The organism is Pseudoalteromonas sp. XMcav1-K, assembly GCF_044005875.1.
GTDB classification, from domain to species: Bacteria; Pseudomonadota; Gammaproteobacteria; order Enterobacterales; family Alteromonadaceae; genus Pseudoalteromonas; species Pseudoalteromonas spongiae.
This window is the reverse complement of the sequence record NZ_JBIPJE010000045.1, coordinates 1-14,898: the sequence shown is the minus strand read 5'-3', so window position 1 is coordinate 14,898 and position 14,898 is coordinate 1. Positions and strand designations below refer to the sequence as shown.

Sequence of the window (14,898 nt, the reverse complement as noted above, 5' to 3'; positions counted from 1 at the left end):
GTTAAAGTCCTTTTGTAGCGATAATTTCACACGCTTTTTCTTGGTCAAAATCCATTACAACATTAAATGGTAATAGCGCACGATGGGTGCCGGGATAAATTCCAAACATTTCACCAAGGGGAAACGTATCTAGCTGATAAACGGTCACATCAAATTCATGCTTATAGATTTTAGCGCTGTGTACCTTTTTAATAATTGACGGAGAATGTACAACGCCTTGGTAAACTGCTTTACTGCCATCACCATTTGGTAATTGCTTAAATAAGATCTGGTCCATTTGCGGGTTTACAAAACCATCAAGCAACTGCTTGATAGCGTTTAAATCAAGGTCAAAAAAATCAGTATCGGACTTTAGAATTTCAAACGCTTCTTTCACCAGTTCGACAAAATCACTGACAAGGTGTTCGCCGCCTTGCTCAACTAAATTTACTTCAAGCAGTTTATGCTTTGCCATTTTGGTATTCGGGGAAAAAGGTTGGAAGGCATCAAGGCTAAGTTCAAAAAACTGAGGTAATTCACCAATGTTTGGCATCTTATAGTCACACAAATATTTGTTGTAACCCCAGGTCTCGCGTCCATTAATCAATGCATAAATATTATTTACTGTGATAAACGCTGGATACCAATAAATATGGTCAACTTTTTCTTTACCACGTTTACTCACCATTTTGGCGACTGGTAACCAAAATATAATGTCGGTCTCTTGCATCCACCCTTGTTCACTAAACGGAGGTACTTTAGATGCGATGTTTTCGATATCCGTAAACGTAAGCAAGGTGTACGCACTTAGCGCCTTGAAGCGAAATTCATCTGATTTAACCGCGTTGAGTGTTACATCGATATAGTGTTGAATTTTTTCGCTACAGCCTTTAACGAAAAAGCCATATTGATTGGCATTCAACATGCGACACGGTGGTTCGGCTATCACATTGCCAGGAAATTGAATAAAGTTGGGTTGTAAAGGTGCTTGCGCCATAGTCTTCCCTCTAAATCGCAAATCAAAATTAGGTATTTAACCCTTTGAAAATAGTACAAACTTGCGAAAGAGGGAATAATTAGTTTCTATTATTTTTATGCTTTAATTGGTAATTTCGATGTGCTTAGCAATTTCACTGGCTAATAACGCATAGCCTTGCGCGTTGAGGTGTACTCGGTCGGATTTTTTGCTGGCATCACCCAATAAATCAGGCAAGGTATCTTCAATAAGCACCAGATCATATTCATCAGCCAGTTTTTTATACACTGGCATAGGTGAAAGTAACAACCCAAATTGCGGTACGGCAACTAACATCACCTGCGCACCGTGTTGCTTAGAGCGAACAATCATTTGCCTTAAATTTGCTTCGAGCTGGGTTTTACTTTTGTTTTGCAGCACATCATTACCGCCATAACAAATAATAATAAGGCTCGGCGTATGCGTAGTTAACACATTATTTAAACGCGCGAGCCCTTGGCTGCTGGTTTGGCCTGAAATGCCGCTGTTTATCACTTCAATGCCCAACTCACTTGCCAGTTTTGAAGGATAGCTATTTGATTTATCGACCCCAACTCCTTGTGTAAGGCTATCGCCAAACGCAACAATGTTAGCGTATGGGCTAATTTGCACGGTATTGTTACCACCGCAACCATAAAGGCAAGTTACCATAAACATTAACAGGGTGATGCGTATCATATTACTTGCCTCTTTGCGTTAAGCAGTTTAGCTATAGCAAACTGTTTAACAATTGAATTGGGTGTTTTGGTTTGTTGCCGTTATTAAAACGCTTAACTTGTGAGCGGCACGAAAATCCAGTTGCAACAAGCTGTTCAATTGGTGTGTTATCAACCGTTTGTTGCCAGCTCATTTCATAAAGCGCACGAGATTTATCTAAGTTTTGCGTTTCGTGCCCATAAGTGCCCGCCATACCACAGCAGCCTGTTGCTTTAGCATTGAGTGTTAAACCAAAATTAGCAAACAGGTTTTGCCACACCTTACTGGCATTTGGCATTGCTGTGGTTTCGCTGCAGTGGTTTAGTAACACAAATTGACTATCAGTGTTTGCTTCTTTTTGCTCAAAGCGTTGCGATTCAAACCATTCGTGGGCCAATAACACATGGAAATCGCCACGTTGTTCGCCAAGCGCTTGGTTATATTCGTCGCGATAACACATAACAAGCGATGCATCTAACCCAACCATAGGAATATTCAGTTCAGCTATCTGGTTCAAAAATGCAGCACTGTTTTTCGCTATTTTCGCAAACTCGTTTAAAAAGCCTTTTACATGCTGTGGCTTACCATTTGGTTTAAATGGTAATAGCACTGGCGTTTTACCAAGTTTTACCAGTAACTGGCAAAAATCTTCCACTAATTCAGCTTCATAAAAGCTAGTAAACGGGTCTTGTACAATTAAAACAGTTTGCTGCTTTTGCGATTCATCCAGTGTTTTAAGCTGATTTAGATTAAACGCAAACTGCTTCGACACGCGTTCTATAATGGCGTTATCACTTAATAATGGTGAATCCACATAACCGATTTGGTTTTTCAAAAAGCGTTCTACAAACCCTAATTTTAAAATAGGGTTTACTAGAAAGTGTATTTTGCTTAAAAGCGGCGCTTGCGATTCAATATTAGCCACTAAGTAATCTTTAAGCGGGCGTTTATAACGGGCATGGTATAAATTTAAAAAGCGCGCACGAAAGGTCGGTACATCCACTTTAATTGGGCATGCTGTAGTACACGCTTTACATGCCAAACATTCGTCCATCGATTCTTTCACTTCATGTGAAAAATCGTAAGCCCCTTTGGCTTTTTGTTTTGCGAAAATGCGTTTTTCCCACCACGACTTAGTCTCGCCTTTCGCTATCGCTTTTTCGCTTTCGAGTAGATCTATGCCCTTTTCGCTTTGTAAACGCATCCATTCACGCATCAAACTGGCACGCCCTTTTGGTGAATAACGTCTGTCTTTTGTTACTTTATACGATGGGCACATAGGCGAGTGGCTATCATAGTTATAACAAAGACCGTTACCGTTACACCCCATAGCGTTATCGAAGCTGTCTTTAATGGTGATCGGGATTTGTTTATCGAAATGTGCACGCTTCGTATCGTCAACGCTGACGAGCTGCTCATTTGAGTCAAGTGGCGTACAAATTTTACCTGGGTTTAACCGATTAAGCGGATCGAATGCAGTTTTGATCTTTCTAAGTTCAGTAAACAAGGTTTCGCCAAAGAATTCTGGTCCATATTCACTACGGTAACCTTTTCCGTGTTCACCCCACATTAAACCACCGTACTTAGCGGTTAGTTTTACCACTTCATCGGAAATATGACGTAGTAATTTTTCTTGGGCTGGGTCGCACATATCAAGGGCAGGCCTTACGTGCAGTACACCTGCATCAACATGGCCAAACATGCCATAGTTTAAGTTATGTGAATCAAGTAACTGCCTAAATTCAGCAATAAAGTCTGCAAGTGCTTCTGGAGGTACTGCCGTATCTTCGGCAAATGCCAGCGGTTTTTCTTTACCCTTTACATTGCCAAGCAAGCCTACCGCTTTTTTACGCATGGCATAAATTTTTAGAATGTCGGCCTTGGAATGCGTTACCTGATAACCAATGATCCCAGCTTGGTTATTTGCCATTAAGCTATCCAGCTTTGCCAATAAGCCATTTACTTTATCATCGATATCCGCCTGATTTGTCGCATTAAACTCAACCATGTTGAGGCCCTGCATATCTTTACCCGGCACATCTTCAATCAGGCTTGAAACTGAATGCCAAATTATGTCCTCTCTAGCAAGATTAAGTACACGGCTATCAACGGTTTCAACCGAAGTCGCTTTGGCGTCCACTAAAAACGGCGAGTTACGAAGCGCTGAATCAAAGCTATCGTATTTTATATTGATCAGCGTTTTAAATTCGGCAATCGGCGTAATATTGAGTTTGGCTTCACAAACAACCCCTAACGAACCTTCTGAGCCTGTAATAATGCGGCTTGCATCTAACGTGGTTAGTTCATCATTGAGAATATTTTCTAAATCATAACCTGTTAAAAAGCGGTTTAAGCGGGGAAATTTCGCTTTAATTTGGTCGCGTAAATTTATACCGGTATCGAGTAATTGCTGATAAATCTTGCCGCGTGTTGATTGTTCTTCGGCGTATGTTTTTGCAATATTAACAGCAACGGGGGCAGTATCGAGTTCAGTGCCGTCTACCAGCATGGTTTTTAATCCCAGTACATGATCGGATGTTTTACCATAAACAAGCGAGCCCTGACCCGACGCATCGGTATTTATCATACCGCCAACCGTTGCTCGGTTGCTGGTCGAGAGGTCCGGCGCAAAGAAGAATCCGTAAGGGCGCAGAAAATCATTAAGCTGATCTTTAATCACACCGGTTTGTACGCGCACCCATTTTTCTTCAACGTTGATCTCTAAAATCTCACGCATATGGCGCGATAAGTCAATCACCATACTGTGCGTTAGCGATTGACCATTGGTGCCTGTGCCGCCACCACGCGGTGTAAATTTGATTTGCTGATATTTGCTTTGATTTGCAAGGGAAAAAATCTGTTGAATATCTTGGCTTGTTTTTGGAAATAAAATACCTTGCGGTAACGCCTGATAAATACTGTTGTCAGTTGCGGTTACAATGCGTGTTGCGTAGCTGATGTCAATTTCACCACTGTAGTGTGTTGTCTTTAACTCAGCTAAAAACGCCTCTGCTAAAGGCGATAAGGTATCTTTTTGATCTATTACTTCAATCATTACTTGCTCGGTGACGGGGAACAGGGTTTGCACTCATTATATCAAAGAAATACAGCGAGTTTTGCTTCATATTTACAGTTTGTAACATCATTTATTCGCGCGCTAAACCAAATTTTTTATACTATGAATAAATATCGTGTTTATACGTAAATTTATGCGTTTAGGATGCTACAGATGAAAAAAATGATAAACCATGTGTTTGCAGTAATGTTTCTAGCGCTTGGCTTGCTTTTTATGGTGGTGCCAGGCCCATCACTGATCTTTTTTATTGCAGGTTTACTGTTATTGGCGTTTTACTATCCTTGGGCAAGGCGCTATTTAAGCCATTTTCAAAAAGCACTTAAATCATCTTGCCAGTTTATCGATAAAAAATTAGCAAGGCGTTAAGTTAAAATCGGTTTTAAAACATACATTCATGCTGCTCGCTAAACTAGCAGCTTAGCGGCTCGCACTGTAATCCATCTAACATTAAACTCATCTATAACTGATCGCTAAGTTAAGCGAAACGCTTCATTAACTCAGCGTAGGTCTCAAATACATAATCTGCTTGATGCGCATAGTCTGGTGTTTCAAACTCGCAAAACAGTGCACTTTCCACACCTGCATTTTTAGCAATGTTAATATCGTGAAGATAATCCCCTATGTATAACAAGTTAGCGGGGGCAATATTCCACTTTTCAGCCAGCATAAGTAACGCCGTAGGATCGGGCTTTGCCGGTGCGTCTTCGCGGGTTATTACGGTTTCGATTGGTATTTGATTGTTGGCTATTTTTATAGAACTTGCTTCAACACTGTTTCGCGTAATAATCGCGGTGGGATAGTTTTTATTGATTAAATGCTGCACGAAGTGCTCTGCCCCTTCAATCCACTTTGCACTATGAGCATCGTCAAGTTCTAAACGTTTTATTGTGTGATTTGCTAAAGACTGTTTAGGCTCTTCTAACGCATCAACAAACTGCAAAATATCTTGTTCTGATGGGCAGCCAATTTCCTTTCGCATTGTTTTAAAGCACAAACTGCACGTAACTAATGTACTGTCTAAATCGAAAATTACGCCTTTGATATGTTTCATAAAATCCCAAAGTAAACTCAAACACCGTAGTTTATACAAACACGACGAATCTGCAGATCATTTTACGAGGTATTTTTCACTTACAAACACGCTTAAGTCATTTCAGTATTTTTTTTCGGCAAATATGCGCTTAATTTTTGACTGAATACCTGAAAGTTTAATGGTTTTAAAATATAGCCAGTAACACCTGCATTAATTGCTTTAAGTATATGACTTTGCTCTCCATGACCAGTAAGAATATACACTGCTGTTTCTAACATGTTTGCGTCTAAACGAATTTCTCGTAACAAATCTAACCCTGATTTTCCATCCATTTCCCAATCCGTAATTACGATATCGAACTTATCGTCTTCTGCTACCGCTTTTTTCAACTTAATTAACGCACTTTCAGCGCTATTTGCTTCTTTAATATGCTCGAAACCTAACTTTCTGAGCATACTTGTGGTTACCACTCGCATTGATTCAACATCATCAACGATTAAGATTTTGTACTTTGAGGCATTACCATCGGAACTTGGTTGTAACTTTTGTAGATCATGCTTAATTTTGTTAAAGCACGACACTAACTGAATTAATTCTGTTTCAAGCTTTTCTTTATCATTTACATTCTTTGGTTGTTGCAGTTCATCACGTGATAAATCGATCGCGTCATTGATTAGTTGCGCTAACAAAGTGCCTTCTATTTTTGTAAACATGGGTGTCCCTATTGAGCGCTTAATATGTCAAAGCAAATCCACATAAAAAGACAAAGCGTGTCTTATCTATATTATTTAAAGTAATGCCTAACTGTTAGTCTAGTTAATACATAAACTTATACATAACATTATGTATTTTATTTTAAATTAAACTTATTGATAATTATTTGCATTAACTATTGATTGTTATGTTATAACAATTTATATTACGTGATGTTGTAACATATTAATTGGAGCTTATATGAAACCTGGTATCCACCCTGATTACGGAAAAGTGGTTTTTCACGACACAGCAGCAGATGCATATTTTTTAGTTGGTTCAACCATCAAAACCGATCGCACAATCGATTATCAAGGTAAAACATACCCTTATGTAGCGATAGATGTATCGAGTGAATCGCACCCGTTTTACACAGGTAAGCAACGCGCTGCTCAATCTGACGGCCGTATTGCTAAGTTCAATAAGCGTTTTGGTAAATTAGGAAGCAAATAATGCAAGTATTAAGTTCATTAAAAAGCGCGAAAAAACGCCACCCTGATTGCCAAATCGTAAAGCGTCGCGGTCGTTTATTTGTAATTTGTAAATCAAACCCACGTTTTAAAGCAGTACAGGGCAAAGGCAAAAAGAAAAAATAGCATTATGAAATGAAAAAAAGGCGCATTGAGCGCCTTTTGTTTTGTCAGCTTTATACTGATGACATATCAGTTAAAGGAACTGGTTAATACAATTTATTTAGCGTGCTTCTCACCTAGGTATAGCCAAGTTTCAAGCACTGTGTCTGGGTTTAACGACACAGAATCAATACCTTGATCCACAAGCCAGGCTGCAAAGTCTTCGTGATCTGACGGACCCTGACCACAAATGCCGACATATTTACCTTTTGCTTTCGCTGTTTGAATCGCCATTTCTAATAGCTTTTTAATCGCAGGATTACGCTCGTCAAATAAATGAGCAATTAATCCAGAGTCACGGTCCAAGCCAAGCGTTAACTGAGTTAAGTCATTAGAACCGATAGAGAAACCATCGAAATACTCTAAGAACTCATCTGCTAATAATGCATTAGATGGCAGCTCGCACATCATAATTACTTTTAAGCCGTTTTCACCGCGCTTTAAGCCGTGTTCTTCAAGTAGCTCAATTACGCGTGCTGCTTCTTCTAATGTGCGGACAAATGGGATCATGATTTCGATATTGGTCAGACCCATATCGTTGCGAACGCGTTTAATCGCTTCACATTCAAGGGCAAAACAATCGCGGAAATCTTCTGAAATATAGCGAGATGCACCGCGGAATCCGATCATTGGATTTTCTTCTTCCGGCTCGTATTGCTCACCACCCACTAAATTCGCGTATTCGTTTGATTTGAAATCAGACATACGCACAATTACGCGCTCTGGCGCAAATGCTGCACCTAGTGTCGAAATACCTTCAACAAGTTTGCTGATATAAAATTCAACCGGACTTTCGTAACCTGCCATCATAAAATCAATATCAGATTTTACGTCGTCAGACTGAGCATCATAGTTAAGTAGTGCTTTCGGGTGTACACCAATCATACGGTTAATAATGAATTCAACACGTGCTAAACCAATGCCTGCATGTGGTAATCGCGCAAAGTCGAATGCTCTGTCTGGGTTACCCACATTCATCATAATTTTCATTGGTAGTTCAGGCATTTCATCAACGCGAGATGTTAATACCTCATAATCAAGTAAACCTTGGTAAATATAGCCAGTGTCACCTTCGGCACAAGAAACTGTCACTTCTGCGTTATTTTCGATGGTGTCAGTTGCGTTACCACAACCGACTACAGCAGGAATACCTAACTCACGTGCAATAATTGCTGCGTGACACGTACGGCCACCACGATTTGTAACAATCGCTGCAGCACGCTTCATAATCGGTTCCCAGTCAGGGTCGGTCATGTCGGTTACTAGCACATCACCTTGCTGTACTTTATCCATTTCATCAATTGAGTTAAGTACGCGTACTACGCCTTTACCAATTTTATGACCAATAGCACGGCCTTCGCATAACACGTTTGATGAACCATTTAGTTGAAAACGTTCCATTACATTGGCGTCTTCGTTAGAACGCACTGTTTCAGGACGCGCTTGTACAATATATAGCTTGCCGTCATTGCCGTCTTTAGCCCATTCAATATCCATCGGGCGACCATAATGCTTTTCAATGATCACTGCTTGTTTAGCAAGCTCCATTACTTCTTCATCAGTAATCGAGAATTGATTTGAGCGGGTTTGTTCAATATCCACTACTTCTACTTGCTTACCGTGAGCTTCATCGCTTGAATAGATCATCTCAACTGCTTTTGAACCAAGCGTACGGCGCACAACCGCAGGGCGATTTGCCGCAAGTGTTGGCTTGTGTACATAAAATTCATCTGGGTTAACCGCGCCCTGCACTACCATTTCGCCAAGGCCATAGCTTGATGTTACAAATACCACATCTTCAAAACCAGATTCGGTATCAATACTAAACATTACACCTGATGAGGCTTTATCAGAACGGACCATGCGCTGAATACCCGCAGACAGTGCAACACCACGATGGTCGTAACCTTGGTGAACACGGTACGAAATTGCACGGTCGTTAAATAACGATGCAAATACGTGCTTAATTGCCACCATTACTGCGTCAATACCGCGCACGTTTAAGAAAGTCTCTTGTTGCCCAGCGAAAGATGCATCTGGCATATCCTCAGCAGTTGCTGATGAGCGAACCGCAAACGAAACATCTTGATTTTTACCACCATGAAGCGTTGCATACGCTTCACGAATCGCAGAATCTAAATTACTTTGGAAAGGTGTATCGATAATCCATTGACGAATTTCGCCGCCTACGCGTGCTAGTTCGTTTACATCATCAACATCAAGCGTATCAAGTACATTGTGGATTTTGTCGTTGAGGCCTGATTGGTCTAAAAACTCATTAAAAGCATCAGATGTTGTAGCAAAACCACCAGGCACTGTTACGCCTGCGTTTGCTAGGTTAGAAATCATTTCACCGAGGGAAGCGTTTTTACCACCAACACGTGGTACGTCATTCATACCAAGTTCTTGATACCAAAGTATATATTGCACGGAAATTCTCCATAAGCAAAAGGTTGTGAGAGTGTGTTATCTAATCCTAGTTGAGATAACATCAAGTTGCTAAATGTGAACGCCTATTACATCTGCGATAAATTTGAACGGGTAGCAGGAATTAAGGTTTCGTTTAAAGCGAGCATGATTTTACATAGATGAACAAACCAGGTAAAGCGAGCAAAAACAACAAAATCAAGGACAAATACCCGAAAAACAGTAAAAATTAACCTTAAATGCGTTAAAACTGCATTTTTATGCTAGTGACACCGGTGCCAATAGCAAAATTAGAATAAATCATAACAATAAATTTTTTTTAAATATGATATTAAATAAGTGTTTAAAGCCCTAATTTGAAGCAAAAGCGGCATTAAAACCAATAGCTCCCCCCCGATAAGCACAACTCGGTTATTTTTGGCTTATCCCCTCCGAATACATTAATTCGCTCTAATGCCAAGAACTGATATTTTAGAGCCTGTAAATCGACCCTAAAGCGAGTAACGTTTGTCATGAACAGCAACGATTAAAGTGCCTTGTCAGGATATGTTAATTGGTTTAACATTTCTGTTAACGTGTATTTCGGCAAAGGAGTCGCCGTTTAAATACACCAAAACCTTACAAATAATTCATTAGCAAGCAGTTGAAAAACATGGAATATGCAATGAGACGCGCAGACTTTTACAACCGAAAACGTATGGTGCATTTGGCATCGTGCGCCGCTTTTGTCATCTCGACCATTTTAATAAGTTTAATCCTTGCAGATTGGCATAAGAAATCCTTAGCTTGGGTAAAAAATGGCTATTTAGCACAGGGAACAATTGTAAATCTTGATAACAACCCAAGTAAGCTTAATACGCTATTGCACCGGGCAAGACTTCATACCGCTTTCGCAATTACCTACAGTGTAAAAATCAATAACGCACTGTTTAAAAAAAATGCCTATGTAGATCAGCACGTGTATGCAAGTTTGAGTGAAGGTAAGTCGGTTCCAGTATACATTGCAAAAAATGGCGAACAGCACAACTTAAAGAGCAATATCGATAATCAACTAGCGCAATCACATCTTATTTATTATTTAACTAAAACCGCCGTCATTACTGTGCCGGTATTTTTAATTTTTCACGCGCTGCTAATGCTGATATTTGTTCGAACTCGCGCAAATATCTTGCTCAAAGGGTTTTATACTAAGCACTCTTGGTTAAATACCAACGACAATGTACTAATTTGGTTAACCCATTCGCAAATCATCGTTATCCGCTTTGAAAAACATCAAACTAAAATGCTGGCTCAGTTATATCAACAAGAAGAGTTTTTAGACGATTTAATTGCCAAGCTTAAGCGTCCTAATATTTACGCAATTGATATCGCAGATATTAGCGCAATTGAAAGTGAATATGCCTCACAAAAATTATTGGTATCAACCGCAAATCGAGCCTACAAACTTAGCTTTATGAATTACGGGTTAAAACATCACGCATTAACTCAAATCGCACAACATCTACCCGCGCACCTTATTCACAGCGTTAACAAGAAATCACGGATTATGGGATTTATGCCATGGTTTTTACTCTCAGTGCTTTGCGTAGCAGCCGTTTTACAATTAAATAATCACGCGCTTATGCTAATAATTGCTGCGATTTTTGTACTAAAGCTATTACCGAAATGCATTTTTCATATCTGTTCGCCACGCGAAGTACAGCGCTGGCGAATCCCTGATATTTAACAGCTGTGCATTCAATTGCAGAAAACTATTGAAGTTTAAGTCGTATTAAATATCTATAGTCTTTTATGATACCTCTAAACTCGTCTACTAAACTAAATTTCTCTGATATTTCAAAGTTTTCGCATGATGAAACTGCATCTTTGTTTAAAGTTAAAAGAAAAGTGTCTTTTGCACGTTGAAGGTCATCTATTGCAACTGTTTTATCGCCAAACAGCGAACGCACTAGGAAGTCTTGAGGGTCTAGTGTCTCCAACACCTTAGATAATCTAATTTTTTTATCATTAGAATTGATTGTCGCTTTTAACGGTGGCATCACTGTAGTTGAATCTTGAAAAGATATTTTTAAAACACGCCTTTGTTTGTTCATTCGATTAGGGCTAGCGCGGTGAACAGCTGTTCGATTGAATAAGAATGAAAAGCCTCTTTGACCTATTAAACGATAGTATCGCGAACTCTTAAAAAGGTAAGGCCAAAAACTCAATGGTTTATCTGAAATTTCAAACGCGCCATCGGCCTCTCCTACATCGGTAAGATAAACGAATAGGCTAACATGTTGCGTCTTTTTATCCGATTGACGGTGCCTGCAATCTACATCTCGGTGCCAACCTCTTAAAAAATTACCTGATGAGATATGCGATTTATTATTTTTTCCATCAATTTCGTATGCATGACAGTGATAGAGTACAGGTTTGTCAAACATTGAGTAAATTAGTGATAACACTTCCTTGTTAAATATATCATTAAGTAGACCTAGCTCTTGAATGTGCTTCGCATCAACATAGCGTCTGCTTGCTTTTTGTTTTGCGAAAATATCGTCAAAACTTGTATTTAATTTCTCAATTATTTTGTCATTTAAAAGTGGATTAACTTTAACAACCGCATTCGCTTTTACTGCAGTATTAACTTCAATACTAGGTTTAAACATATTTAAAAAGACCGATCATTAAAAGTAATATAGCCGCCGAGCCATAAATCGTTATGTATGGGCTTAATGCAAAGAGGCCAAATAGCGCAAGCAGAAACACAGACAAAGCAAGCACCACACCGATTGATTCTTTTAGTTTAGTTTTAAGTAGCACTTAATTGATTTCCTTATTTCTAGATCCATAATGTGCGTAACTATATAATTTTATTAAACTTGAACAAAGAACTATTTAATCATCAATTAAACAAGTGTAAACAAATAAGCTTTAGAAAATATTCTCTTTCAATGTAGTTATATTTTAATATCTACATTCACAATGTTGTGTCGTGTTTAATTATTTGCTCTTATATAAGCGCTCTCACAACAAAAAAATAAGGTTATTATGCGCAGCGCATTTTATATATCCGATGGTACCGCAATTACCAGTGAAGTATTTGGTCATGCTACCTTGTCGTTATTTCCTGTCGAATTTAAACACATCACAATCCCGTTTGTTGAAACTGAACAAAAAGCATATGAAGTTAAGTTACAAATAGATAAAGCATTTAAAGTAAGTGGTGAAAAGCCTTTAGTATTTTTTACCTTTGTTGATCCTCAGTTGAGCGACATCATATTATCGTCACAAGGCCAATGCTTTGATTTTTTAACTGCTTACAGCGGCCAAGTAAAAGACACGATTGGCGTTGAACCTGTACCACGTACACACCGAACTCACTCAATCCATGAAAAAAGCTACGATTTCAGAATCGATGCCGTTAACTATGCACTTGCAAACGACGATGGCAGCAATTTAAAAGACTATGATGAAGCCGATATTATATTGGTGGGTGTGAGTCGCAGCGGTAAAACGCCCACCAGCTTATATTTAGCACTTCAATACGGCATAAAAGCAGCTAATTACCCACTTACTGAAGATGATTTGGATATGATGCGTTTGCCGAACGCGCTTAAAAACCACAAAAAGAAACTGTTTGGTTTAACGATAAATCCTGAGCGCCTTGCTGCAATTCGTAACGAACGTATGGCAAACAGCAAATATGCATCGCTAAGGCAGTGCCGCCTTGAGGTGCGAGAAGCTGAAATGCTCTATAAGAAAAATAAAATCCCTCATTTAAGTTCAACACACTTTTCAGTTGAAGAAATCTCCGCGAAAATCCTCGCCGAAACCGGTTTAGAAAGACGCAAATACTAGCACGTACAGGATTACACCTTCTAATATATTGCACCTAAAATCATACAAGTTTTAGGTGCAATACACATAAACACGTCGACAATGATCTTAAGTAGATTTATACCGTATCAATCTTATGGTGTATTCATTTGTCACGTCGTTTGTGCCATATTTACTGTGTAGGGATTTTGTTAAATAAGGAGCGTATTAACCTAACCGCGAGAGACTATGCGCGCAGTACTTTTTAGCTTGTTACTTTTTAACCATGGTTTGGCCTTTGCTCAAGTCATCGATATTTACATTCGCGATGATGTGTACAAGGATTATCAAACGTTTGTTAATGGCCGTGACATTGCCACAATCTCAAATTTTAATGGAAATGCAATTCGACGCGATGTAGTCGATATGATAATTGCCCAAAAGGCGCTTAAGTTAGGCGGCTTTAACCACAGTTTCAATTACATTCCAGGTAAAGTAAATTTTCGTAATACCCGCATGCTAGAAACCGGCAAGTTATTGATTAGTTTCGATACTTATTGGTTATCTGACGCACATGCTAAAACTAAATATTTGCACATTAGCAAACCCATAATCCGTCAAGGTGAATATATTGCTGGGGTTTATACTAAAGCAGGACGAGAAAAAGCCCTTGGCTTAACTCAAATGAGCGACTTTAAACGTTTAAGTGCGGTATCAACACCAAAATGGCGCACCGATTGGAAAACGCTCTCAGATTTACCGCTCAAAGAGTTAGTCATTGAACACGAGTGGATCAGTATGGCGCGTATGGTCAATACTGGTTGGGTAGACTTTATGTTAATGCCATTTAATTCAACTACTGACCAAAGCTTTAAGCTTGATAAAATCAATTTGGTACCCGTGCCAAATGTTGCAATAGAGCTAAAAGACAGTCGTCACTTTGTTATAAGCCGTAATCACCCTCTTGGCTCACAAGCATACCTAGCCCTTGAAAAAGGATTAAACATGTTACGAAACCAAGGCGAAATTGAGAAAGCCTATACACAAGCCGGCTTTTTTGTTGATAAACAGAATTTAAATATTATTAATGCGCAGCGAGAATGAGCGCTATCTAAAAAAACGATTGGGTCTTATTGTATTAACAACGCCTAACTTGCTTTGTTAGATTGAAATTTGTTAGTTGTATGTGTGCCAATTAAAGCCGCTAAAATGCAATATTTTTTCTTAAATTAAAATGAATAACACACTTTTATCTAACTTATATTTGAACAATTATGAGTTAGAGTCAACGGACGGTTCTGTGCCAGAAGCTGCCGTTGGGAAAGGGTTAAGTCAACGACTCGGACCTCATTGATTTAATTTAGATAAACATAATCATCATTAGCGTTAATGAGAAATGCTGTTGTACCAAAAACAAAGGGCAAATAATCGCAATTATAAAAAGGTTGAACCATAAGCTCTGAGTATTTTGCGTAGTCTCCAGGTT

Annotated in this window: 13 protein-coding genes; 6 read left to right on the top strand and 7 right to left on the bottom strand. The window is 39.1% G+C overall.

The annotated features are described in order from the left end of the window. Position 1 precedes the first annotated feature (1 nt). The 3 genes from ACHSBP_RS12975 to ACHSBP_RS12965 form a co-directional block, all read right to left on the bottom strand. The gene (locus tag ACHSBP_RS12975) at positions 2–976 is read right to left on the bottom strand and encodes an acetoacetate decarboxylase (RefSeq protein ID WP_010559261.1); all 975 of its coding nucleotides are present in this window, start codon (positions 974–976) and stop codon (positions 2–4) included. 102 nt (positions 977–1,078) lie between these two features. Then, a complete protein-coding gene (locus tag ACHSBP_RS12970; RefSeq protein ID WP_010559262.1) occupies positions 1,079–1,672 on the bottom strand; it encodes an arylesterase in 594 nt (197 codons plus the stop codon). A 31-nt stretch (positions 1,673–1,703) separates the two neighbouring features. After that, positions 1,704–4,745 carry an FAD-binding and (Fe-S)-binding domain-containing protein gene (locus ACHSBP_RS12965; protein WP_010559263.1) on the bottom strand — a complete coding sequence of 1,014 codons (3,042 nt, stop codon included), beginning with the start codon at positions 4,743–4,745 and terminating at the stop codon, positions 1,704–1,706. 174 nt (positions 4,746–4,919) lie between these two features. Here ACHSBP_RS12965 and ACHSBP_RS12960 point away from each other — a divergent pair, with 174 nt between their 5' ends. Further along, positions 4,920–5,132 (top strand): PGPGW domain-containing protein, encoded by a 213-nt coding sequence (locus tag ACHSBP_RS12960; RefSeq protein ID WP_010559264.1) that lies wholly within the window; start codon positions 4,920–4,922, stop codon positions 5,130–5,132. A gap of 109 nt (positions 5,133–5,241) precedes the next feature. Here ACHSBP_RS12960 and ACHSBP_RS12955 read toward each other — a convergent pair whose 3' ends face one another. Together ACHSBP_RS12955 and ACHSBP_RS12950 are read right to left on the bottom strand one after the other, a co-directional pair. After that, a complete protein-coding gene (locus ACHSBP_RS12955; RefSeq protein ID WP_010559265.1) occupies positions 5,242–5,817 on the bottom strand; it encodes an HAD family hydrolase in 576 nt (191 codons plus the stop codon). Between the two features lie 92 nt (positions 5,818–5,909). Further along, entirely contained in the window at positions 5,910–6,512 is a 603-nt protein-coding gene (locus tag ACHSBP_RS12950; protein WP_010559266.1) for a response regulator, read from the bottom strand. Positions 6,513–6,753: 241 nt separating this feature from the next. On the opposite strand from ACHSBP_RS12950, the gene ACHSBP_RS12945 reads away from it, so the two are divergent. Together ACHSBP_RS12945 and ykgO are read left to right on the top strand one after the other, a co-directional pair. After that, positions 6,754–7,005, top strand: coding sequence for a type B 50S ribosomal protein L31 (locus ACHSBP_RS12945; protein WP_010559267.1), 252 nt, complete (start codon positions 6,754–6,756; stop codon positions 7,003–7,005). Further along, a complete protein-coding gene (ykgO, locus tag ACHSBP_RS12940; RefSeq protein ID WP_010559268.1) occupies positions 7,005–7,148 on the top strand; it encodes a type B 50S ribosomal protein L36 in 144 nt (47 codons plus the stop codon). The genes ACHSBP_RS12945 and ykgO overlap by 1 nt, the downstream gene beginning before the upstream one ends. 93 nt (positions 7,149–7,241) lie before the next feature. On the opposite strand, the gene ppsA is transcribed toward ykgO, so the two are convergent. Beyond that, complete coding sequence (ppsA, locus tag ACHSBP_RS12935; protein WP_010559269.1) at positions 7,242–9,614, bottom strand: phosphoenolpyruvate synthase; 2,373 nt, start codon at positions 9,612–9,614, stop codon at positions 7,242–7,244. 661 nt (positions 9,615–10,275) lie between these two features. Here ppsA and ACHSBP_RS12930 point away from each other — a divergent pair. Further along, a complete protein-coding gene (locus ACHSBP_RS12930) occupies positions 10,276–11,337 on the top strand; it encodes a hypothetical protein (RefSeq protein ID WP_395389067.1) in 1,062 nt (353 codons plus the stop codon). Between the two features lie 25 nt (positions 11,338–11,362). Here ACHSBP_RS12930 and ACHSBP_RS12925 read toward each other — a convergent pair whose 3' ends face one another. Next, positions 11,363–12,262 carry a hypothetical protein gene (locus ACHSBP_RS12925; protein WP_010559271.1) on the bottom strand — a complete coding sequence of 300 codons (900 nt, stop codon included), beginning with the start codon at positions 12,260–12,262 and terminating at the stop codon, positions 11,363–11,365. Positions 12,263–12,644: 382 nt separating this feature from the next. Here ACHSBP_RS12925 and ACHSBP_RS12920 point away from each other — a divergent pair, with 382 nt between their 5' ends. Continuing rightward, on the top strand, positions 12,645–13,454 hold the full coding sequence (locus ACHSBP_RS12920) for a pyruvate, water dikinase regulatory protein (RefSeq protein WP_010559272.1): 810 nt from the start codon (positions 12,645–12,647) through the stop codon (positions 13,452–13,454). A gap of 207 nt (positions 13,455–13,661) precedes the next feature. Next, the gene (locus ACHSBP_RS12915; RefSeq protein ID WP_395389066.1) at positions 13,662–14,516 is read left to right on the top strand and encodes a hypothetical protein; all 855 of its coding nucleotides are present in this window, start codon (positions 13,662–13,664) and stop codon (positions 14,514–14,516) included. Positions 14,517–14,898 lie beyond the last annotated feature (382 nt).

What these genes read in the sequence shown, in the direction of transcription:
- ACHSBP_RS12975 (WP_010559261.1), bottom strand. Translation starts at nt 976, where the DNA reads ATGGCGCAAGCACCTTTACAACCCAACTTTATTCAATTTCCTGGCAAT.
- ACHSBP_RS12970 (WP_010559262.1), bottom strand. Translation starts at nt 1,672, where the DNA reads ATGATACGCATCACCCTGTTAATGTTTATGGTAACTTGCCTTTATGGT.
- ACHSBP_RS12965 (WP_010559263.1), bottom strand. Translation starts at nt 4,745, where the DNA reads ATGATTGAAGTAATAGATCAAAAAGATACCTTATCGCCTTTAGCAGAG.
- ACHSBP_RS12960 (WP_010559264.1), top strand. Translation starts at nt 4,920, where the DNA reads ATGAAAAAAATGATAAACCATGTGTTTGCAGTAATGTTTCTAGCGCTT.
- ACHSBP_RS12955 (WP_010559265.1), bottom strand. Translation starts at nt 5,817, where the DNA reads ATGAAACATATCAAAGGCGTAATTTTCGATTTAGACAGTACATTAGTT.
- ACHSBP_RS12950 (WP_010559266.1), bottom strand. Translation starts at nt 6,512, where the DNA reads ATGTTTACAAAAATAGAAGGCACTTTGTTAGCGCAACTAATCAATGAC.
- ACHSBP_RS12945 (WP_010559267.1), top strand. Translation starts at nt 6,754, where the DNA reads ATGAAACCTGGTATCCACCCTGATTACGGAAAAGTGGTTTTTCACGAC.
- ykgO (WP_010559268.1), top strand. Translation starts at nt 7,005, where the DNA reads ATGCAAGTATTAAGTTCATTAAAAAGCGCGAAAAAACGCCACCCTGAT.
- ACHSBP_RS12930 (WP_395389067.1), top strand. Translation starts at nt 10,276, where the DNA reads ATGAGACGCGCAGACTTTTACAACCGAAAACGTATGGTGCATTTGGCA.
- ACHSBP_RS12925 (WP_010559271.1), bottom strand. Translation starts at nt 12,262, where the DNA reads ATGTTTAAACCTAGTATTGAAGTTAATACTGCAGTAAAAGCGAATGCG.
- ACHSBP_RS12920 (WP_010559272.1), top strand. Translation starts at nt 12,645, where the DNA reads ATGCGCAGCGCATTTTATATATCCGATGGTACCGCAATTACCAGTGAA.
- ACHSBP_RS12915 (WP_395389066.1), top strand. Translation starts at nt 13,662, where the DNA reads ATGCGCGCAGTACTTTTTAGCTTGTTACTTTTTAACCATGGTTTGGCC.